Consider the following 20,852-nt stretch of genomic DNA (forward strand, 5'->3'; position numbering starts at 1 on the left):
GGGGGGGGGGGGGCAGCACTCCTGCCCGCGCCCCCGTCCGGTGAGGCGTCCGGGACCCGCCGGTACGCCTGTCGGTCCGGCCTTAGCCGAACTGCTGCTCCAGGTCCTTCAGTTTGCGCTCCAGGGAGTCGAGGCGCGGCAGCGCCATGGTGTCGTCCTCCGCGGTGAGGTCGATGACCGGGTCAGTGGCGCCGCGGACCGGCTGCAGGGAGGCGCGGGAGCGTACGGGCAGTTGCTCCGACGCCGATATGGCAGGCTCCGAGGAGGCCGGGGCGGGAGCCCGCTCCACGGTGGTCTCGAGCTGCCGGTTGCCGCGGCCGACCAGGCCGCGGTGACTGCGGCTGAGCGCCTTGAGGTGCGCCCGCTCGACCCGCTCCTGCTCGCGCCGGCGCAGTCGGGTCTGCTCCTTCTGGCGCCGGTCCTCGCGCACCTCGTCCACGGCCTCGTCCAGGGTCCGGACGTTCTCCAGCAGCATCAGCGACCAGGCGCTGTACGTCTCGCGGGGAGCGCGCAGCCAGCGGACGATGCGGATCTGCGGCAGCGGGCGCGGGACCAGGCCCTGCTCCCGCAGCGCGGCCCGGCGCGTCTGCTTCAGCGCGCGGTCGAACAGCACCGCCGCGGACAGGGACATGCCCGCGAAGAAGTGCGGTGCGCCCGCGTGGTCGAGGCCCCGGGGAGCGTGCACCCAGTTGAACCAGGCCGCCGCGCCCGCGAACGTCCACACGAGTATGCGGGAGCCGAGGGCCGCGTCACCGTGGCTGGCCTCGCGCACCGCGAGCACGGAGCAGAACATGGCCGCACCGTCCAGCCCGAACGGCACCAGGTACTCCCAGCCGCCGGAGAGGCCGAGGTTCTGCTCACCGAAGCCCACGAGGCCGTGGAAGGAGAGAGCCGCGGCGACCGCGGCGCAGCAGAACAGCAGGACGTAGGAGGCGGTTCCGTAGATGGCCTCCTTGCGCCTGCGGCGCTCCTCGCTGCGCTCCCACGAGTCCTCCACGCGCGTCGCTTTCTCCCCGGCCCGCTTGCCGCGCGCGAGCACCGCCACCGCCGCCAGCATGCCCAGGAGCAAGACGGCGCCCGGAAGCAGCCAGTTCAGCGATATGTCGGTCAGTCTCATCAGGGGGTCCCTTGCATTGGGATAGGGCGTAATGCCCGCCATAGTGGCCCAATCCCGTCGGCCCTCAGGGGGTTTCGGGGCAAGAGGCCGCCAAGGGAGTGCAAGGGCATGCGCAGGGCGACGATTTGCTCGAACTGCCGCGCGAGGAACGGGAGTTGAGTACGAATAAGACTACCCGTACGGGTGGTTCCACGGAAAGTTCCTGCGGTACGTGAGGAAGTTGTGAACTGACCGTGGTCCGCGAGGTGCCGTGCCGGGTGCCCCTGGGCCGCCGCGACGCGAGTCGATCTTAGGGGGGAAGCCGCGCGACGCGGTCCCGAGGGCGTCAACTCGCCGCGGACGCGGTCAACTTGGTGACGCGGTCCGCGTCGCAGGTGCGCGGGCAGGTGACACAGGTGTCCTCGGGCCGCAGCGTGTAGAAGAGGCAGCAGCTCGCCCGGTCCCGGGTGGGCAGGGCCTCGCCGTCCGGTCCGGTCAGCTCCCGGAACGCCGCGGCACCGGCGTACGGCTTCGTCGTGCCCGGCAGCAGCCGCTCCAGCTCGCGCATCGCCCGCCGCTCCTCGCCGAGGAGGTGGGCGACGTACCAGAGCCCCTCGACGACCTCGTCGGTCGCCATGCCCCACAGGGCGCGGCCGCGCCGCCGCATCCGGGGGCCGAAGCCGTCGAGGACCGGCTCCAGGTGCTCCGCGACGGCGGCCCGCACCTCGGCCTCCAGGGCCGCCTCGTCCGGCACGACGCGGGCGCCGGGCAGGCCGGCCGCGGGGTCGTCGGGCAGGCAGGCGAACGCGTCGACGCGCACCGCCATGCGTCCCAGGGCGCGCTGGTACGTGACGTGTTCCACAGGCAGCCGCGGGACCCGGCGCAGCAGGAACCACGGCACGGTGATCAACAGGCAGGCGGGCCAGGCGTAGCGGTGCAGCCCGAAGCCGGCGACGACGTCCGGGCGGCCCCGCTGCCCGTAGTCCCGGAGCACCTGCTCCTCGTCCCAGGCGAGGAACGCGTCGAGTTCCGCGCCGCCCGCCGCGAGCCCCGCGGCACCGGTCCAGCCGCCGTCCCGGGGTGCCTCCTGCGCCGGACCGAGCTCCTCGACCGTCAGCCCCGGGAACACCTCGGTGAGGCGGGCGTACGCCTCCGAGACGGCCGAGGGGGCCGCGGGGGCGGCGCCGGCCGGGAGGTCCGGGACCAGGGCGGAGAGAGGCATGCGAGGACCACCGCTTCACGCTCGTTTGCAGGTAAGCCTTACCTTACCCACGTCGCTGGAGGTTTGAACTGGGGCCCCGGGCGCCTATGGTCTTGACGGTCGGTGACAACCACCGCATTGACCCCCAACTACCACCAAGCCCGGAGGAGGAGCCCGTGGAGCAGGCCGGCCCGCGCGACGCGCACCGCCCCACGGGTTCGGCGACCCCGGACACCGCCCCGCGCGTGCCCCCGCAGCCGCGGGCCGCGGACCGGGACCGCCGGCGGGGCACGGCCCGCCCCGCCGCCCCCGCGGGCGGCGTCCGCGGTGAGCACACGCACAGCGAGACGCCCCTGCCGCCGCCGGGCGGCGACGGACGCCGGCCCGTCCAGCGCTCCTCCGTGCGCGGCCAGATCCTCGACGCCCTGCGGACGGCACTGGTCTCGGGGCAGCTGGCGCCCGGCGAGGTGTACTCGGCGCCCGTGCTCGGCGAGCGGTTCGGGGTGTCCGCGACACCCGTCCGCGAGGCCATGCAGCAGCTCGCCCTCGAAGGCGCCGTCGAGGTCGTGCCGAACCGGGGCTTCCGCGTCGTCGTGCGGTGCCCCCGCGAGCTGGCGGAGCTGGCCGAGGTCCGGGCGCTGATCGAGGTCCCGGTGATGCTGCGGCTCGCCCGTACGGTGCCCGCCGCCCGCTGGACGGAGCTGCGCCCGCTCGCCGAGGCGACGGCACGGGCCGCGTCCACCGGGGACCGCGCGAGCTACGCGGACTGCGACCGCGCCTTCCACCGCGCCGTCCTCGCCCTCGCCGGCAACGAGCAGCTGCTGCGCATCGCCGACGATCTGCACCGCCGGGCCCAGTGGCCCCTGGTCGGCGGCCCCGTCTCGCGAGGCCGCGCCGACCTCGTGGCCGACGCGGCCGAACACACGGCGCTGCTCGACGCGCTGACCGCACAGGACCTGTCCGTGGTCCAGTCCCTGGTACGGGAACACTTCACCGGCGCCTAGCGGGTGTCGTCCACGGCGCCCGGCCGCAAGGACGGGGACGACCCCGAGCACGCGGGCGGCCGGGTCGGCGGCGGAGCCGGGTCGTCGGCCGGTGCCGGCCCGGGAAGGGCCGTCCGGGTCGGACCCTAGGGCCGGTACCGCACGATCACCGCACGGCTGAAGTTCGCGTCGCCGGACGCTCCGAGTTCCACGGTGCCCACACCCCACGCTTCGCCGGTCCCCGGAACCTGAGTGATCTCGGCCAGGCGGAACTTCTGCCTCCTGTCGGCCTCGGTGAGCTTCCCGGTGAGGCCGGTGAGGCGGGGCGGGCGTGCGATACGGCTCACCTCGCCGTTCCTCCCGCGCACCCTCCTGGCGTCGAGGACCCCGGCGGGCAGGTCGGCCGACTTGCTCCAGCGCTCGCCGTCCCAGTGCAGAGCGCAGGGACGGTCGCCCGGAGGCGTGTGTCTCGGACCGTCGTACGGGCCGTACTCGATTCCCGTGGCCCACACGTCGTCGGCCCCGCGCGCGTCCAGCGCGTGCACCGGCGTCCGGCAGCCGGGAAACTCCGGGTCGTCCGTGGCGACGTCCGGCATCCGCTCCGTCCGCCACTGCCGCCCGTCCCAGCGTGCGGCCGCGAGCCGGAGGGGGCGCGGCTGCGGGTGGTCGGGATCGGCCGCGTCCGCCTCGTCCGCCTCGGGGTCGGTCACGTGTCCGGCCACCCAGAGGTCTCCGCCGGCGGTGTCCGCCGTGATGGCCGTCGCGTCCAGGGGCAGCCGGGTGGCGGTCCAGCCGTGCCCGTCCCAGTGCCAGGCCTTGTGGCGCGAGGCGTTCGCGAGCGCCCAGACGTCCGCGGGTCCGAGCACCGCGACGCGGATCAGGCCGCCCTCGGGGGGAGGCGTGACGGCTCGCCAGCGGGTGCCGTCGAACCGTGCGGCGAGCGGAGCGGGGACGGTGCCCGGTCCTTGGTCGACGCGCGCGAACAGCCAGGCCTCGCCCGCGCCCGCGTGCAGGGTCGGCGAGCCGATCGTGCCACCGCCGAGCGCGTCACGGAGGTCGGAGGACAGGTCGTACCGCTTCCACTTCGAGCCGTCGAACCGCAGCATCCGTGGGCCCGGGGTGGACACGCCGGCATCGTGCAGCGTGCCGATGGCCCAGGCCTCGCGCCGGGAGACGGCGGCGATGTCGAGCAGCTGGTTGCCGACGGGGTCCACTCCGGAGACGTACTCGTACGCCCAGGCCCGGTGGGCGGATCCCGCACCGGTGGCGGAGCCGCTCGGCGCCGGACGGGCCGGGCGCTGTTCTCCCGTGCCGCACCCGGCGAGAAGCACGAAGGCGGCGACCAGTGCGACCCGGCCGGCGAGGTGTGATATCGGCATTCGCGGGAGTCTACGGCCCGGTCGGGGCCGCCCACGTGCCGCCGGGGGATCGGACGCCTTCACGTGCGGCCCTGGCCGGCCGGCCCCTCTCCTCAGGCGTCGTCTCCCTTGGAACCACTCAGGCGTCGTACCTCGTCGGCGGCCTTCGTGGCGCGTCGGCCGGCGGCACCACGAAGGCGTCCGGGCGGTCAGGCCGTGGCGGCCGGCGGGGTCAACTGCCGGGCCAGCCAGGTGGGTACGCCGCCCAGGAGGCGGTACAGCCGGGCGGCCTCCGCGCGCAGCCGGGACGCCTCCGGCTCCGACTCGGCGTCCGCGAGCGAGGCCAGCGCGGGCGCCGTACCGACGAGGAAGCCCAACTCCTCACGGATGCGCAGGGATTCGGCGAAGCCGTGCCGGGCCTCCGCCGACTCGCCGTCCCGCAGGGCGAGTCCGGCGAGGTGGCGCCAGGTGAAGGAGAGCAGCAGCGGATCGCCCTGGGCGGTGGCGCCGGCGTGGGCGCGGCGGTAGGCGGCGCGCGCCGACTGCGGGGAGTGCGCGAGGTTCTCGGCGAGCAGTCCGCGCCGGAAGTCCAGCAGCGCCCGCCCCGGGGCACCCGGCGCGATCAGGGCGGCGGCCCGGCCGAGCGCGGCCCGCGCCTCGTCCGCCCGGTCGCGTACGCCCAACAGGGTTGCCGCGTACGCGAGATGGCCGCGCTCGCAGGCCGCCGCGCCCCGCTCGTCGTCGCTGCGCGCCTGTGCCTCCGCCGTGCGCAGCGCGTCCTCCGCCTCGGCCCAGCCGTGCTCGGTGTACAGGCACCGCTCGACGAGGAGCGAGGCTCTCTGCAGGGACGCCGCCGCGGTGTGCGGTTCCAGGAGCGCGGCCGCGTCGGCCCAGCAGGCGCGCGAGCGCAGCCGCCATACCGCGGTCTGGAGTGGATCGTCCCCTGCAGTCGTTCCGGAACCAGACATGGCGGTATGCGCCACGTTGCCCTCCCCGAGCACACCATTGAGCTGTTGAGTGGTGGCATCTCAGCACGGATTCCGTGGCCCGGCCAAGAGGGTGGGTGAAGGATTTCACAAAGTCGTGGGGCGGCGGCGGCACCGGGCGCGGCCCGCCGCGCGGGCCCACGACCTCAGCTCATGCGCAGGGCGAGGAAGAAATCGAGCTTGTCCTCCAGCCGCGACAGGTCCCGTCCCGTCAACTGCTCGATGCGGCCCACCCGGTAGCGCAGCGTGTTGACGTGCAGGTGCAGCCGGTTGGCGCAGCGCGTCCAGGAGCCGTCGCAGTCGAGGAACGCCTCCAGGGTCGGGATGAGCTCGGCGCGGTGCCGCCGGTCGTAGTCGCGCAGCGGGTCCAGGAGCCGCGCGGTGAAGGCGCGGCGTACGTCGTCCGGCACGAAGGGCAGCAGCAGCACGTGGGACGCCAGCTCCTGGTGTCCGGCCGCGCAGACCCGCCCCGGACGCGCCGCCGCCACCCGGCGGGCGTGCCGGGCCTCCTCCAGCGCGCCGCGCAGCCCCTCGGCGGAGTGCACGGCGGCGCTGACGCCGAGCGTGAGCCGCCCGTCGTCGTTCAGCCCGGCCGACAGGGGGCTGCGTACGGCCTCCAGGAGGACGTCGGCGAGCAGCCCCGACTCGGAGCCGTCGTGCTCGGAGGACACCGCCGGAAGGGGGACGAGGGCGATGGCCTCCTCACCCGTGTGGGCGACCGCGATGCGGTCGGAGTGCTCGGGGCCCGGCGACAGCGGGTCCACGAGGATCTCCTCCAGCAGCGACTGGGCGACCGGGCCGCCGTCGATGTCGCCGCCGTCCCACTCGACCCGGGCCACCACGACCTGCCAGTGCGGGGCCGCGCCGAGCCCCGGCAGCAGCACCGGGGCGGCGACCCGCAGCCGGGCCGCGATCTCGGCGGGTGCCGCGCCCGTCTGGACCAGCTCCAGGACCTCCTGGGCGAGCCGCCGCCGCACGGAGCGCGCCGCGTCGCGCCGGTCGCGCTCGACGGCGATCAGCTGCGTGACGCCCTGGAGCAGGTCGAGCCGCTCCTCCGGCCAGTCCCCGGCGTCCGCCTCGACGGCGAGCAGCCAGTCGGACAGCACCGTCTCGCGCACGTCGCGGGAGGCGGACGCGGAGCGGCCGGACGAGCGGACCGGGAACAGCGAGTACGTCGCCGGGCCCACCGTCACCCGGTGCGGGCCGCGCCGGCCGGTGCGGGCGGCGGCCAGGTGCTCGGCGGCCAGCCGCGCGCACACCTCGGCGGAGAGCGCCGGTCCGTCGCCGTCGGCGCCCGCGACGGTCCGTCCGGTGGGGGAGAGCACCCAGGCCCGCAGGTCGAGGTCGGAGCCGAGGAGGTCCAGGACCACGTCGGGGCCGCCGCCCGCCGGGCCCGAGGTCATCATCCGCCGGTGCCGGTCCACGACGGCGGCCAGATCACCGGCCCGCTCGCCCGACACCTGCCGCACGACGTGCTCGGTGATCGTCGCGAAGGCGACCGACTCGTTGACGGCGAACAGCGGCAGCCGGTGGCGGACGCAGGCCAGGACCAGGTCCTCGGGGATGTCGCCGAGCTCCGCCTCGCCCGCGGCCAGCGCGGCGACACCGGCGCCCGCGAGGATGCGTACGAAGGGCTCGGAGTCCGCGGCGTCGTGCCGCCAGGCCAGGCCGGTGAGGACCAGCTCGCCGCCCGAGAGGTAGCGGCTGGGGTCCTTGAGGTCGGTGGTCATCACGCCGCGCACGGTGCGATCCAGTTCGTCCTCGCCGCCGAGCAGCCGCAGGCCCAGCGCGTCGGTGTCCAGCAGTGCGCGCAGCCGCATGTCTCGTCGCCGCCGTTCTTTGTCTCGAAATCTACGATGGATCGTGGGTGGGTGTCCCACTGCGGGTTCCGGCTCCCGCGGGGCGGCGCGAGGCGGTCGCCCCGGCGGTCGCACCGGGCTCTCCAAGGCCCTGTGCTGGGCTTTCGTGAGCGGGGCTCCCTGTTTCCCGCGACGTGCCGAGTGTTTCCCGGGGGAAGCGAGGAGGTTACCGAGGACCTCCGTTCATACGAATCTACAAGATGTGCGCGCTGGCCAGCCAACTCCTTCATGGTTTCGGTGACTGACCCCGATGGAGGACGGAGCGGTGTACTGACGTCGATCCGCGTTAACAGCACATGAACGAGCCGGGCCCGCCGCACACGATCTGGCTTGATCAGGACGACCCACGATTACGAATGAAGAGAGCCACTCATGGACTTCCTTCGCCCCGCCAGCTGGGAGGAGGCGCTCGCCGCCAAGGCCGAGCACCCCACGGCTGTGCCGATTGCGGGTGGCACCGATGTGATGGTCGAGATCAACTTCGACCACCGGCGGCCCGAGTACCTCCTTGACCTGAACCGCATCGGCGAGCTGAGCGAGTGGGAGGTCGGCACGGAGAGCGTGCGCCTGGGCGCCTCCGTCCCCTACACCAGGATCATGGACAGCCTGCGCGCCGAGCTGCCGGGTCTGGCCCTCGCCTCCCACACGGTGGCCTCCCCGCAGATCCGCAACCGCGGCGGCGTCGGCGGCAACCTCGGCACCGCCTCTCCGGCCGGCGACGCCCACCCCGCCCTCCTCGCGGCCGGCGCCGAGGTCGAGGCCGAGTCGGTCCGCGGCTCGCGCCTGATCCCGATCGACGAGTTCTACACCGGCGTGAAGCGCAACGCGCTGGCGCCCGACGAGCTCATCCGCGCCGTCCACATCAAGAAGGCCGACGGCCCCCAGCAGTACTCCAAGGTCGGCACCCGCAACGCGATGGTCATCGCGGTCTGCGCCTTCGGGCTCGCGCTGCACCCCGAGACGCGCACGGTCCGCACCGGCATCGGCTCCGCCGCGCCCACCCCGGTCCGCGCCAGGGCCGCCGAGCAGTTCCTGAACGCGGCGCTCGACGAGGGCGGCTTCTGGGACAACGGGAAGATCATCACCCCGTCGGTGGCCAAGCAGTTCGCGGACCTGTGCTCCGCCGCCTGCAACCCGATCGACGACGTCCGGGGCACCGCGAGCTACCGCCGCCACGCGGTGGGCGTCATGGCCCGCCGCACGCTCACCTGGACCTGGGAGTCCTACCGCGGCACCGACGGCCGGACACATCAGAAGGGGAGTGTCGCGTAATGCGTGTCAATTTCACGGTCAACGGCCGTCCGCAGGAAGCCGACGACGTGTGGGAGGGCGAGAGCCTGCTCTACGTCCTGCGCGAGCGCCTCGGACTGCCCGGTTCCAAGAACGCCTGTGAGCAGGGCGAGTGCGGTTCCTGCACGGTCCGCCTCGACGGCGTGCCGGTCTGTTCGTGCCTGGTCGCGGCCGGCCAGGTCGAGGGCCGCGACGTCGTCACCGTCGAGGGACTCGCCGACTTCGCCAAGCAGCGCGCGCAGCACGGCGGTTGCGCCGGCGGGGCGTGCGGCACCGCGGAGCAGGAGGGGACCTCGCTCGACGCGGCGAAGGGCTGGGCCGCCAAGGGCCAGGACTCGCACACCGGCGAGGGCACCGAACTCTCCCCGGTGCAGCAGGCGTTCATCGACGCCGGCGCCGTGCAGTGCGGCTTCTGCACCCCCGGTCTGCTGGTCGCGGCCGACGAGATGCTGGAGCACAACCCGACGCCGACCGACGCGGACATCCGCGAGGCGCTCTCGGGCAACCTGTGCCGCTGCACCGGCTACGAGAAGATCATGGACGCGGTCCGTCTGGCGGCCGCCCGGCAGTCTGAGGCGGTCTGACCATGGGAACCACGGGAACGCCCACCAACCTCACCCAGCGCTCCGCGACCAAGGGAGGCATCGGGGAGTCCACGCTCCGCCCGGACGGCACCCTCAAGGTCACCGGCGAGTTCGCCTACTCGTCCGACATGTGGCACGAGGACATGCTCTGGGGCCAGATCCTGCGCTCCACGGTCGCCCACGCCGAGATCGTCTCCATCGACACCGGTGAGGCCCTCGCGACGCCCGGCGTCTACGCCGTCCTGACGTACGACGACCTGCCGACCGAGGTCAAGAACTACGGCCTGGAGATCCAGGACACCCCGGTCCTCGCGCACGGCAAGGTCCGCCACCACGGCGAGCCGGTCGCGCTCGTCGCCGCCGACCACCCGGAGACCGCGCGCCGCGCCGCCGCCAAGATCAGGGTCGAGTACCGCGAACTGCCGGTCATCACGGACGAGGCGTCCGCGATCGCGCCCGACGCCATCCTCATCCACGAGGGCCGCGACGACCACCACATCGGCCACGTCCCGCACCCGAACATCGTGCACCGCCAGCCGATCGTGCGCGGCGACGCCGAAGAGGCCGCGAGGAAGGCCGACTTCATCGTCCGCGGCGAGTACACCTTCGGCATGCAGGACCAGGCGTTCCTCGGCCCGGAGTCCGGGCTCGCCGTGCCCTCCGAGGACGGTGGCGTCGAGCTGTACATCGCCACCCAGTGGCTGCACTCGGACCTCAAGCAGATCGCGCCCGTCCTCGGCCTGCCCGAGGACAAGGTCCGCATGACGCTCTCGGGCGTCGGCGGCGCCTTCGGCGGCCGCGAGGACCTGTCGATGCAGATCCACGCCTGCCTTCTCGCGCTGCGCACCGGCAAGCCCGTCAAGATCGTCTACAACCGCTTCGAGTCCTTCTTCGGACACGTCCACCGCCACCCCGCCAAGCTGTACTACGAGCACGGGGCGACGAAGGACGGCAAGCTCACCCACATGAAGTGCCGGATCGTCCTGGACGGCGGCGCCTACGCGTCGGCCTCCCCGGCGGTCGTCGGCAACGCGTCCTCGCTGAGCGTCGGCCCGTACGTCGTCGAGAACGTCGACATCGAGGCGATCGCCCTCTACACCAACAACCCGCCCTGCGGCGCCATGCGCGGCTTCGGCGCGGTCCAGGCGTGCTTCGCCTACGAGGCCCAGATGGACAAGCTCGCCGACCAGGTGGGCATGGACCGGGTCGCGTTCCGCCAGCTCAACGCCATGGAGCAGGGCACGCTCCTGCCCACCGGCCAGCGCGTCGACTCGCCCGCCCCGGTCGCCGAACTCCTGCGCCGCGTCAAGGCGATGCCCCTGCCGCCCGAGCGCCAGTGGGAGAGCAGCGAGGGCGCCGACGTGCGCCAGCTGCCCGGCGGCCTGTCCAACACCACCCACGGTGAGGGCGTCGTCCGCGGCATCGGCTACGCGGTCGGCATCAAGAACGTCGGCTTCTCCGAGGGCTTCGACGACTACTCGACCGCCAAGGTCCGCATGGAGGTCGTCGGCGGCGAGGCCGTCGCGACCGTGCACACCGCGATGGCCGAGGTCGGCCAGGGCGGCGTCACCGTCCACGCGCAGATCGCCCGCACCGAACTCGGCGTCACCCAGGTGACGATCGCCCCCGCCGACACGCAGGTCGGCAGCGCCGGCTCGACGTCCGCGTCCCGTCAGACGTACGTCACCGGCGGAGCCGTCAAGAACTCCTGCGAGCTGGTCCGCGAGAAGGTCCTGGAACTCGGCCGGCGCCGGTTCGGCTCGTACCACCCCGCGTGGGCCACGGCCGAACTGCTCCTGGAGGGCGGCAAGGTCGTCACCGACGGCGGTGAGGTCCTCGCCGACCTGGTGGACGTCCTCGAAGGCGAGTCCGTCGAGGTCGAGGCCGAATGGCGGCACCGCCCGACCGTGCCCTTCGACCTGCGCACCGGCCAGGGCGACGGCCACGTCCAGTACTCGTTCGCCGCGCACCGCGCCGTCGTCGAGGTGGACACCGAACTCGGCCTGGTCAAGGTCATCGAGCTGGCCTGCGCCCAGGACGTCGGCAAGGCGCTCAACCCGCTGTCCGTCATCGGCCAGATCCAGGGCGGCACCACCCAGGGCCTGGGCGTGGCGGTCATGGAGGAGATCATCGTCGACCCGAAGACCGCGAAGGTGCGCAACCCGTCCTTCACGGACTACCTGATCCCCACCATCCTCGACACGCCGACCATCCCCGTCGACGTGCTCGAACTCGCCGACGACCACGCCCCGTACGGGCTCCGTGGCATCGGCGAGGCCCCGACCCTGTCGTCCACCCCGGCCGTCCTCGCGGCGATCCGGAACGCGACGGGCCTGGAGCTGAACCGGACGCCGGTACGCCCCGAGCACCTCACCGGCACCGCCTAGAACCCTCCGGGCGGCGCACGGAACGTCACAAGTCCGCGCCGCCCGGAGCACTCCGGCACCGCACCGCTCGCGGTACCGGCGAACCACCCCAGCAGGTCCCGCAGTTGTTGTCCCTCCGTTCGCCTCGGGCCGTCCCCCGGGGTCGTGCAGCCGAAGCACCTTCCCAAATCCCGCAGCCAGTCAGGGCTTTCGCGGGTGCCCCTGTGAACCTTGGGAGTCAGGCATCATGACCCAGCAGTCACTGGAGCCGAAGACCGTCGCGGAGGACGCGGGCACGGGTACCCGTGTCCCGGCCGGCCGGTCTTGGCTCGATCGCTACTTTCACATATCCCGGCGGGGATCGTCCGTGGCGCGCGAAGTGCGCGGCGGTGTCACCACCTTCATGGCGATGGCGTACATCCTGCTGCTCAACCCGCTCATCCTGTCCGGCAAGGACGTCGCCGGGGACACCCTCGGCCAGCAGCCGCTGATCACGGCGACGGCGTTCGCGGCGGCCTTCACCACCCTGCTGATGGGCTTCTTCGGCAAGGTGCCGCTGGCCCTCGCCGCGGGCCTGTCGGTCTCCGGTGTGCTGTCCTCGCAGGTCGCCCCGCAGATGACCTGGCCGCAGGCCATGGGCATGTGCGTGCTGTACGGCGTGGTCATCATGCTCCTGGTCGTCACCGGGATGCGCGAGATGATCATGAACGCCATCCCGCTGGCGCTCAAGCACGCCATCACCATGGGCATCGGCCTGTTCGTCGCCCTGATCGGCTTCTACAAGGCCGGCTTCGTGCACCAGGGCAAGGCCACACCCGTCAGCCTCGGAGCCACCGGCGAGCTCGCCGGCTGGCCGGTGCTGCTCTTCGCGGCCACCCTGCTGCTGATCTTCATGCTCCAGGCCCGGGGCGTGCCCGGGGCGATCCTGATCGGCATCGTCAGCGGGACCGTGCTCGCCGTCGCCCTCAACGCCTTCGACGTCATCGACCCGAAGCAGTGGGCGAGCGGTGCCCCCGAACTGCACGGCAGCGCCGTCTCGATGCCGGACTTCTCGCTCTTCGGGGACGTCGAGTTCGGCGGCTGGGGCGAGGTGGGCGCGATGACGGTCGGCATGATCGTCTTCACGCTCGTGCTCGCCGGGTTCTTCGACGCGATGGCCACCATCATCGGCGTCGGCACGGAGGCCAAGCTGGCCGACGCCCAGGGCCGGATGCCGGGCCTGTCCAAGGCGCTGTTCATCGACGGCGCGGGCGGTGCCGTCGGCGGTGTCGCCGGAGCGTCCGGGCAGACGGTGTTCGTGGAATCCGCGACCGGCGTCGGCGAAGGGGCGAGGACCGGCCTGTCCTCGGTCGTCACCGGCCTGTTCTTCGCCGCCTGCCTCTTCTTCACCCCGCTCACCGCGATCGTCCCGGGCGAGGTGGCCGCCGCCGCGCTCGTCGTCATCGGCGCCATGATGATGATGAACGCGCGGCACGTGGACTGGTCCGACCGCGCCACGGCGATCCCGGTGTTCCTGACCGTGGTCGTCATGCCGTTCACGTACTCCATCACCGCGGGCGTCGCGGCCGGAGTCATCAGCTACGCCGCCATCAAGATCGCCCAGGGCAAGGCCCGGGAGATCGGGGCGTTCATGTGGGGGCTGACGGTGATCTTCATCGTCTTCTTCGCCCTCAACCCCATCGAGAGCTGGATGGGCGTCCACTGACGCCCTCCCCGTGACCGCCTGAGGAGACCGAGACATGCTGGACATCGCCGAAGATCTGCACCGGTGGGTCGAGCAGGGACGTGACTTCGCCGTGGCCACCGTGGTGGCCGTCGGCGGCAGCGCGCCCCGCCTGCCCGGCGCCGCCCTCGCGGTGGACGCCGACGGCACGGCGATCGGCTCGGTCTCCGGCGGCTGCGTGGAGGGCGCGGTCTACGACCTGTGCCTCCAGGCCCTCCAGGACGGCGAGACCGTCCTGGAGCGCTTCGGCTACAGCGACGAGGACGCCTTCGCCGTGGGGCTGACCTGCGGCGGCGTCATCGACATCCTCGTGACACCGGTCCGGGCGGCCGATCCCGCCCGGCCGGTCCTCGCCACCGCGCTGGCCGCCGCAGCCCGCGGGGAGGCGGCGGCGGTCGCGCGGGTCGCCTCCGGCCCCGCCGGACTGCTGGGCCGCGCGCTCGTGGTGCGCCCCGACGGCTCGTACGACGGCGGCTTCGGCGCCCACCCCGAACTGGACCGCACGGTCGCCGGCGAGGCGGGCGCACTGCTCGACGCGGGCCGGACCGGCACCGTCGAGATCGGTGAGCAGGGCTCTCGTTGCGGAGCGCCGCTCACCCTTCTGGTCGAGTCCTCGGTCCCGCCGCCCCGCATGATCGTCTTCGGCGCGATCGACTTCGCCTCGGCGCTGGTGCGCGTCGGCACGTTCCTCGGCTACCGCGTCACCGTGTGCGACGCCCGTCCGGTCTTCGCGACGGCCGCCCGCTTCCCCGACGCCGACGAGATCGTCGTCGAGTGGCCGCACACCTACCTGGAGCGCACCCGGGTCGACTCCCGCACGGTGCTGTGCGTCCTGACCCACGACGCCAAGTTCGACGTACCGCTCCTGCGGCTCGCACTGAAGCTCCCCGTCGCCTACGTCGGCGCGATGGGCTCCCGTCGCACCCACCTGGACCGCAACGAACGGCTGCGTGAAGTCGGCGTCACCGACATGGAGTTGGCGCGGCTGCGCTCACCCATCGGCCTCGACCTCGGAGCGCGCACGCCGGAGGAGACGGCGTTGTCGATCGCCGCGGAGATCGTGGCGAACCGGCGCGGCGGCAGCGGGGTCTCGCTGACCGGCGCGCACACGCCGATCCACCACGACGGGACGCGCACCCCGGCGGGGCGGATCGGTTCGGTGGCCTGAGCCCGGGTCCGGGGCAGGGGCCGGGTCCGGGTCCGGGGCAAGGGTCAGGGTCGGGGTCGGGGTCGGGGTCGGGGTCCGGGAGGCGATACGCGTCTGCGAGACGGCGCGCGTCTGCCGGACGGCGCGCGTCTGCGGGACGGTACGCGTCCGTGAGACGGCGGGCGTCCGTGAGGCGGCGGGCGTCCGTGAGGCGGCGGGCGTCCGTGAGGCGGCGGGCGTCCGTGAGACGGCGGGCGTCTACGGGACGATACGCGTCCGCGAGGCGGTATGCGTCCTCAACGGCACTGTCCGGCAACGGACTTGCTCGCGAGGCGCATGGCGCGTCAGGGTGTGGGTCCGGGGGTGCAGGGGGTGCCGCCGCGGGTGAGCGCAGCGGGGGCGGGGCCTTGAGCGAGGCGGAGAACGGGCGGGACCCGGCGGACGACGACCCGGAGGCCACGCGCTGCCTCTCGCCGGCGGCCACCACGGCGCTGGGCGTCTTCCTGGTGGCCGAGGTCGTCCTCGTCTGCGGCGCCCTGATCAGCCTGTGGCCGGTGGTCCTGGTCCTGGTGCAGCCGGAGACGCAGGACGGCTCCGTCGACCGGTGGTCGCCCTTCGGGCTGGGGGACTGGTCGCTCACCGCCGACGCGGCGATGCTGTTCGCGGTCATCCTGTGCAGCGCCCTCGGCAGCTTCGTGCACGCGGCCACCTCGTTCGCCACCTACGTCGGCAACCGGCGGCTGTACGCGAGCTGGCTTTGGTGGTACCTGCTCCGGGCCGGTATCGGTGTCGCGCTCGCCCTGCTCGTCTACTTCCTCCTGCGCGGTGGCCTGTTCGCCGGCAGCTCGGGCGCCGGCGCCACCAATCCGTACGGCTTCTCCGGGATCGCGGGCCTGTGCGGACTGTTCTCCAAGCAGGCCGCGGACAAGCTGCGCGAGATCTGCGACACGATCCTCAGCACCGGACGCGACGGCGACCGCGAACGCCAGGACAAACTCGCGGAGGGGGAGCGGGCCGACCCGGGAGCCGCCGCAGTCCGCCCTTCGGGGCCGGGCGGGTCCACCTGAGCGCACGCCTGCCGGGAGCGGAGGCGCCGTTGGCCTGTCCGGGCACGAACTCATCGACGGCGTAAGCAGGTTCGGTCGCGGGAGGCGGGTCAGGTCCGGCCTCAGCCGTGCTTCAGCAGCCCGGTCATCGCCCGCCCGAACATCCCGCGCCCGGCCCACGCCAGCGGGCCGTCGAACAGGCGCGGCAGCCACCGCACCCGCAGTTCCTCGCGCCAGATCACCCGTGCGCTCCCGGTGCCGGTCGCGTGCACCTCGATCTCGGCCCACCCGGTGACGAACGAGCCCCGCTTCACCAGCCGGCACCAGCCCGGCCGCCCCTCCAGCGGTACCCGCCAGCCCACGACCTCCATCGGGTCGTCGAAGGCGAGCGGCCCGACTCCCGACCGCGCCACGAACGTGGTGCCCTCGCGGGTCGGCGGGGGAGTCAGCACGCTCACCCGGGTCAGCGGGACCACGTCGGCGTGCCGCTCCCACCGGGTGAGCCTGCGCCAGGCCTCGGCGGCGGGCAGCGGGGTGTCGCGTTCCAGGACGAAGAGGGCCACGGGGCGATCGTATGCGGCCCCGGACCCGAGGGCCCCTCCAGGACGCCCGACCGCCACCCTCACGAGACGAACACCTGCCCCGCCGGCCAGCCTCACCGGACCGGGGCGCCCGGCTCCCGCCACCCTCACTGAACCGGGACACCAGGTCCGCCACCTCCATCGGGCAGAACGCCCAGCCCTCGCCGTGTCACCGGACCGGGACGAACGGCCCGCCGCCCCCACCGGACCGGACCCCGCCACCCCCACCGGACCGGGACACCCGGAGCCCGCGGTCCGGCACGCCCGGAGCCCGCCACCACCGCACCGGGACGCCGGCCCTCGCCCTCGCACCAGACCGGGACACCCGGCCCCCGCCGCGTCACCGGACCGGGACGAACGGCCCGCCGCCCTCACCGGACCGGACCAACCCCGCCAGCCTCACCGGACCGGGACGAACGGCCCTCCCGTCGGGCCGAAAGCGTCCTACCGTCCGCTCCCGGCGGTGCGGGACCATGGGCGCTACCCACGCCGTCGCCCGAGAGGCTGCCCCTGTGGACCGCGAAGCGCACGGCAGGCTCGACGCGCTCCAGCGCGACCCCTACCCCCTCTACGAGCTGGCGAGGCGCACCCCGGGTCTCCTCCACGTGGACGAGCTGGACGCCTGGCTGGTGGCACGGGACGAGGATGTGCGCGAGGTGCTGCGGCGGCCCGGGGACTTCTCCTCGGGCAACGCGCTGCGCCCGGACGCCGTGCCGTCCCCCGCCGCCCGCGCGGTCCTCGGCGGCGGATTCGGCGGGCGGCCCGTCGTCGTCACCGCGGACGGTGCCCGCCACCGGGAGCTGCGCGCCCCGATCGTCCGGGGCCTGTCACCCGCACGCGTCGCGGCCGTCCTGCCCTACGCCGCCGAACGGGCCGCGGCCCTGGTCGACGGCTTCGTGAAGGACGGCCACGTCGAGCTGATGTCCGCGTACGCGAGGCGGCTGCCCGGCGAGGTCGTCGGCCGGCTCCTCGGCCTCGGTCCCGACGACGTGCCGGCCGTCGTCAGGGGCGGACTGAGCGCCGAAAGACTCCTGTTCCGGCCACTGACGGAGGACGAACAGGTCGCGGCCGCCCGGGACATGGTGGCGAAGCAGCACCTCCTCGACGCGTGCGTACGGGACCGGCGTGCCCGGCCGTGCGAGGACCTGGTCACGGAGCTGGTCGCCTCGCTCGCTCCCGGGGACGGCGAGCTGACCCTCGACGAGCGGCACGAGATCGTCGGCCACCTGCAGAACCTGCTGATCGCGGGCCATCTCACGACGACCGCGCTGATCGGCAACGCCGTTCTGCACCTGCTGCGGCACCCACGCCAGTGGGAGCTGCTGTGCGCGGAACCCGAGCGGATACCGGCGGCCGTCGAGGAGGCCGCCCGCTACGACAGCGTGTTGCAGGGATTCCGGCGGATCACCACCCGGCCCGTCTCCCTCGCGGGGACCGAACTCCCGGCGGGAGCGGCGGTGTTCGTGGCGTTCGGCGCGGCCAACCGCGACGGTGCCCGCCACGCGCGGCCCGACTCGTTCGACATCACCCGCGACCCGGACCGTCATCTGGCCTTCGGGCTGGGCGCGCACAGCTGCCCAGGCGGCCAACTGGCGCGGGAACAGGTCCGGTTGACCCTGGAGCAGTTGACCGCGCGGCTGCCGGGGCTGCGCCTCGCGGCGAACCGGGCGGTCACGATGCGCCCGACGGTGATCCACCGGTCGCCGGAGGCCCTGCACCTGGTGTGGTGATCGCGCGTTCCGGGGGGAGCGGGGCGGGTCGGCGGCCCCTCAGGACGCGCGGCCGCCGCAGGTGCGGGTTCCCTCCTCCTTCGCCCTTGCCCGTACGAGGGTGCATGCTCAACCGCTAGAGCCAGTCGCGGCGCTTGAAGACGACGTACAGGCTCGTGCACACCACGGCCATCAGGACGATCGCGAACGGGTAGCCCAGGAGCCAGTGCAGCTCCGGCATGTGGTCGAAGTTCATGCCGTAGATCGTGCCGACCAGCGTCGGGGCGAAGAGGATGGCGGCCCACGAGGAGATCTTCTTGATCTCCTCGTTCTGCTCGAAGCCCGCCTCGGCCAGGGCGCGCATCTCGGCGTTCTGCTGCTGGGTCACCAGGGTCGCGTTGACGGTGAGGATGTCCGCGAGGGCCTGGCGGAAGCCGTCGACGCGCTCGCTGGTGTGCGTGACGTGGTCGGCGACGTCGCGGAGGTAGCGCTGGAGCTCCTCGTCCGTGCCGTACTTCGCGAACCCGGCCATCAGGCTGTGCAGCATGCTGACCAGCGGACGGGTGGCCCGCTGGAACTCGACCATCTCGCGGGAGAGTTCGTAGATGCGGCGGGAGACCTCCGGGTCGCCGCGGAAGACCTCCGTCTCGATCTCGTCGATGTCGTTCTGGACGCCGGTGACGACCGGGACGTAGCCGTCGACGACGGAGTCGAGGATCGCGTACAGCACGGCCTCGGGGCCGAGCCGCAGCAGCTCCGGGGTGTCCTCCATGCGGCGGCGCACCGCGGACAGGTCGGGCGCGGCACCGTGCCGGACCGTGATCACGAAATCGGGACCCACGAAGACGTGCAGCTCGCCGAAGTCGACCTCCTCCGCCGCGTCCAGATAGCGGGCGGCCCGCAGCACGACGAACAGCGTCTCGCCGTAGCGCTCCAGTTTCGGACGCTGGTGCGCCTCCATCGCGTCCTCGACGGCCAGCGGATGCAGGTCGAACTCGGCGGCCAGGGAGAGCAGTTCGTCCTCGGTGGGGCGCGCGAGACCGATCCACGCCATGCCGTCGGTCTCGTCGCGCAGCTCACGGAACGTCTCCGCGAGCGAGGCCGGCGTCGAGACCCGTACGCCGTCGCGGTACAGCGCCGCCTGGACGACGCTGCCGGCCTCGGCCGGTTCCGCCGCGGGCGGTTCCGCTTCGTGGTCCCGCCGATTCGCGGGAGGTGCCGACGGGGGTGTCAGCGCGCGGCGCCATCCGGACTTGCGGGCGCTCCTCGCCTCCGCACGGGCGCGGCGTTCCGACATGGTGCTGCCTCCCGCTGTCGCACGTGCACCGGTCCGGTCACCGGCAGGATATACGGGGTGAATGGCGTCGGCGCGGGGCCGGGAGGCCGTACGGCGGGCCCGGGGACGCCTTCCGGCCCGGAGAGGGAACCCCCTCGATGCGGACAGAAGGTGTCCGCAAGTCCCCGTAGCGTCGGAGCATGACGAAGACGGCGGGCGTGACAGGGTTGCCGGGCGGGACGAGGAAGCCGGGCGGGACGAGGAAGCCGGGCGGGACGAGGCCGGCGGCCGGGACGGGTGTGCCGCGGGGGGCCACGACGCCGAAGGGAACGGCGGCGTCGAGCGGGACGAGGAAGGCGGGCGTCGCGATGGACCGGAACGGCGGGACGAAGAGGACCGCGCCCGTGCTGGGCGCCCGCGCGCTGAACCGCGCGACCCTGGACCGGCAGCTCCTGCTGCGCCGCTCCCCGATGGGCACGAAGGACGCCGTGGGGCACCTCCTCGGCCTCCAGGCGCAGAACGTGAAGCCGCCGTACTACGCGCTCGCCGCCCGCCTGGCCGGTTTCGCGCCCGAGGACCTGTCCCGTCTGATGGCCGACCGCGAGGTGGCCCGCATCGTGACCATGCGGTCCACCATCCACACCCACACCGCGGACGACTGCCTCACCCTGCGCCCGCTGGTGCAGGCCGCCCGCGACCGTGAGCTGAACACCTTCCGCAAGGGCCTCCTCGGTGTCGACCTGGACCGGCTCGCCGTCGTCAGCCGCGAACTGGTCGAGGCGGAACCGCGCACCATGAAGCAACTGCGCGAGGCGCTGCTTGCCGAGTGGCCGGACGCCGACCCCACCGCGCTCGCCATCGCCGCCCGCTGCCGGTTGCCGCTGGTGCAGGTCACCCCGCGCGGGCTGTGGGGGCGCAGCGGCCAGGTCGCGCTCACCACCGCCGAACGCTGGTTCGGCCGACCCGCCGCGCCCGTCCCCGCGCCGGACGCGACCGTGCTGCGCTACCTCGCCGCCTTCGGGCCCGCCTCGGTCAAGGACATGCAGACCTGGGCCGGTCTGACACGGCTGCGGGAGGTCTTCGAGCGGCTGCGCCCCGAACTGGTCACCTTCCGCGACGAGAACGGCGTCGAACTCTTCGACCTCCCCGACGCGCCCAGGCCGGACCCGGACACCCCGGCGCCGCCGCGCTTCCTGCCGGAGTTCGACAATCTGCTCCTCTCGCACGCCGACCGGTCCCGCGTGGTGCCCGCCGACCTCAAGGGCCGTACCTGGAGCGGCAACCAGGCGTACTGCACGCTGCTCGTCGACGGCTTCCTGGCGGGCGTGTGGCGCCAGCGGGGGGAGGTGCTGACGATCGAGCCTTTCGTCACCCTCACCGGTGCGCAGCGCGAGGAGGTCGTGCGGGAGGCCGGCCGGATGCTCCGAGTGATGTCCGCCGAGGGTGCGCACGACGTCCGCTTCGGAAGCGTGACGTCGTAGTCCGCGGTGGGAAGGCGCGGCGCCGTGTCCAGGAGGGGTGCGGGAACGTGGAAGGGGGGCGTCGCGGGCCGCTCGACAGACAGGCCTTCCGGGGAGGGAAGCCCAACACGCGCTGGAACGCGCCGGTCACCGCATTGTGCGATGCAGCGCAGATGGGCCTCAATAG

Annotated in this window: 16 protein-coding genes; 9 read left to right on the top strand and 7 right to left on the bottom strand. The window is 73.4% G+C overall.

Going from position 1 to position 20,852, the window contains the following annotated elements:
- Positions 1 to 82: 82 nt before the first annotated feature.
- Both ACWGIS_RS10800 and ACWGIS_RS10805 read right to left on the bottom strand, forming a co-directional pair.
- Positions 83 to 1,117 carry a DUF2637 domain-containing protein gene (locus tag ACWGIS_RS10800; RefSeq protein WP_453362044.1) on the bottom strand — a complete coding sequence of 345 codons (1,035 nt, stop codon included), beginning with the start codon at positions 1,115 to 1,117 and terminating at the stop codon, positions 83 to 85.
- A 325-nt stretch (positions 1,118 to 1,442) separates the two neighbouring features.
- Positions 1,443 to 2,318 carry a (2Fe-2S)-binding protein gene (locus tag ACWGIS_RS10805; protein WP_453362045.1) on the bottom strand — a complete coding sequence of 292 codons (876 nt, stop codon included), beginning with the start codon at positions 2,316 to 2,318 and terminating at the stop codon, positions 1,443 to 1,445.
- 155 nt (positions 2,319 to 2,473) lie between these two features.
- On the opposite strand from ACWGIS_RS10805, the gene ACWGIS_RS10810 reads away from it, so the two are divergent.
- Entirely contained in the window at positions 2,474 to 3,301 is an 828-nt protein-coding gene (locus ACWGIS_RS10810; RefSeq protein ID WP_453362046.1) for a GntR family transcriptional regulator, read from the top strand.
- 125 nt (positions 3,302 to 3,426) lie between these two features.
- Here ACWGIS_RS10810 and ACWGIS_RS10815 read toward each other — a convergent pair whose 3' ends face one another.
- From ACWGIS_RS10815 to ACWGIS_RS10825, 3 genes are all read right to left on the bottom strand, one after another.
- Positions 3,427 to 4,659, bottom strand: coding sequence for a hypothetical protein (locus ACWGIS_RS10815; protein ID WP_453362047.1), 1,233 nt, complete (start codon positions 4,657 to 4,659; stop codon positions 3,427 to 3,429).
- Between the two features lie 188 nt (positions 4,660 to 4,847).
- On the bottom strand, positions 4,848 to 5,621 hold the full coding sequence (locus tag ACWGIS_RS10820; RefSeq protein ID WP_453362048.1) for a hypothetical protein: 774 nt from the start codon (positions 5,619 to 5,621) through the stop codon (positions 4,848 to 4,850).
- Positions 5,622 to 5,770: 149 nt separating this feature from the next.
- The gene (locus ACWGIS_RS10825; RefSeq protein ID WP_453362049.1) at positions 5,771 to 7,444 is read right to left on the bottom strand and encodes a PucR family transcriptional regulator; all 1,674 of its coding nucleotides are present in this window, start codon (positions 7,442 to 7,444) and stop codon (positions 5,771 to 5,773) included.
- Between the two features lie 411 nt (positions 7,445 to 7,855).
- Here ACWGIS_RS10825 and ACWGIS_RS10830 point away from each other — a divergent pair, with 411 nt between their 5' ends.
- The 6 genes from ACWGIS_RS10830 to ACWGIS_RS10855 all read left to right on the top strand — a co-directional run bounded on the left by ACWGIS_RS10830 (position 7,856) and on the right by ACWGIS_RS10855 (position 15,660).
- The gene (locus tag ACWGIS_RS10830; protein ID WP_453362050.1) at positions 7,856 to 8,755 is read left to right on the top strand and encodes an FAD binding domain-containing protein; all 900 of its coding nucleotides are present in this window, start codon (positions 7,856 to 7,858) and stop codon (positions 8,753 to 8,755) included.
- Positions 8,755 to 9,357 carry a (2Fe-2S)-binding protein gene (locus ACWGIS_RS10835; protein ID WP_453362051.1) on the top strand — a complete coding sequence of 201 codons (603 nt, stop codon included), beginning with the start codon at positions 8,755 to 8,757 and terminating at the stop codon, positions 9,355 to 9,357. Before ACWGIS_RS10830 ends, ACWGIS_RS10835 begins: the two co-directional genes overlap by 1 nt.
- A 2-nt stretch (positions 9,358 to 9,359) precedes the next feature.
- The gene (locus ACWGIS_RS10840; protein WP_453362052.1) at positions 9,360 to 11,744 is read left to right on the top strand and encodes a xanthine dehydrogenase family protein molybdopterin-binding subunit; all 2,385 of its coding nucleotides are present in this window, start codon (positions 9,360 to 9,362) and stop codon (positions 11,742 to 11,744) included.
- A gap of 226 nt (positions 11,745 to 11,970) precedes the next feature.
- Positions 11,971 to 13,428 carry an NCS2 family permease gene (locus ACWGIS_RS10845; protein ID WP_453362053.1) on the top strand — a complete coding sequence of 486 codons (1,458 nt, stop codon included), beginning with the start codon at positions 11,971 to 11,973 and terminating at the stop codon, positions 13,426 to 13,428.
- A 34-nt stretch (positions 13,429 to 13,462) separates the two neighbouring features.
- Positions 13,463 to 14,614, top strand: a complete 1,152-nt coding sequence (locus tag ACWGIS_RS10850) for an XdhC family protein (RefSeq protein WP_453362054.1) — start codon at positions 13,463 to 13,465, stop codon at positions 14,612 to 14,614.
- Positions 14,615 to 15,000: 386 nt separating this feature from the next.
- Positions 15,001 to 15,660, top strand: a complete 660-nt coding sequence (locus tag ACWGIS_RS10855) for a hypothetical protein (RefSeq protein ID WP_453362055.1) — start codon at positions 15,001 to 15,003, stop codon at positions 15,658 to 15,660.
- A gap of 101 nt (positions 15,661 to 15,761) precedes the next feature.
- On the opposite strand, the gene ACWGIS_RS10860 is transcribed toward ACWGIS_RS10855, so the two are convergent.
- Complete coding sequence (locus ACWGIS_RS10860) at positions 15,762 to 16,202, bottom strand: SRPBCC family protein (protein ID WP_453362056.1); 441 nt, start codon at positions 16,200 to 16,202, stop codon at positions 15,762 to 15,764.
- Between the two features lie 530 nt (positions 16,203 to 16,732).
- Here ACWGIS_RS10860 and ACWGIS_RS10865 point away from each other — a divergent pair.
- On the top strand, positions 16,733 to 17,950 hold the full coding sequence (locus ACWGIS_RS10865; RefSeq protein ID WP_453362057.1) for a cytochrome P450: 1,218 nt from the start codon (positions 16,733 to 16,735) through the stop codon (positions 17,948 to 17,950).
- A gap of 115 nt (positions 17,951 to 18,065) precedes the next feature.
- Here the strand turns inward: ACWGIS_RS10865 and ACWGIS_RS10870 are convergent, their stop codons facing one another.
- Positions 18,066 to 19,226 carry a magnesium and cobalt transport protein CorA gene (locus tag ACWGIS_RS10870; RefSeq protein WP_453362058.1) on the bottom strand — a complete coding sequence of 387 codons (1,161 nt, stop codon included), beginning with the start codon at positions 19,224 to 19,226 and terminating at the stop codon, positions 18,066 to 18,068.
- Positions 19,227 to 19,573: 347 nt separating this feature from the next.
- Between ACWGIS_RS10870 and ACWGIS_RS10875 the strand changes: the two genes are divergently transcribed.
- Positions 19,574 to 20,686, top strand: a complete 1,113-nt coding sequence (locus ACWGIS_RS10875; RefSeq protein WP_453362059.1) for a winged helix DNA-binding domain-containing protein — start codon at positions 19,574 to 19,576, stop codon at positions 20,684 to 20,686.
- Positions 20,687 to 20,852 lie beyond the last annotated feature (166 nt).

It is taken from the genome of Streptomyces sp. NPDC054842 (genome assembly GCF_053611025.1).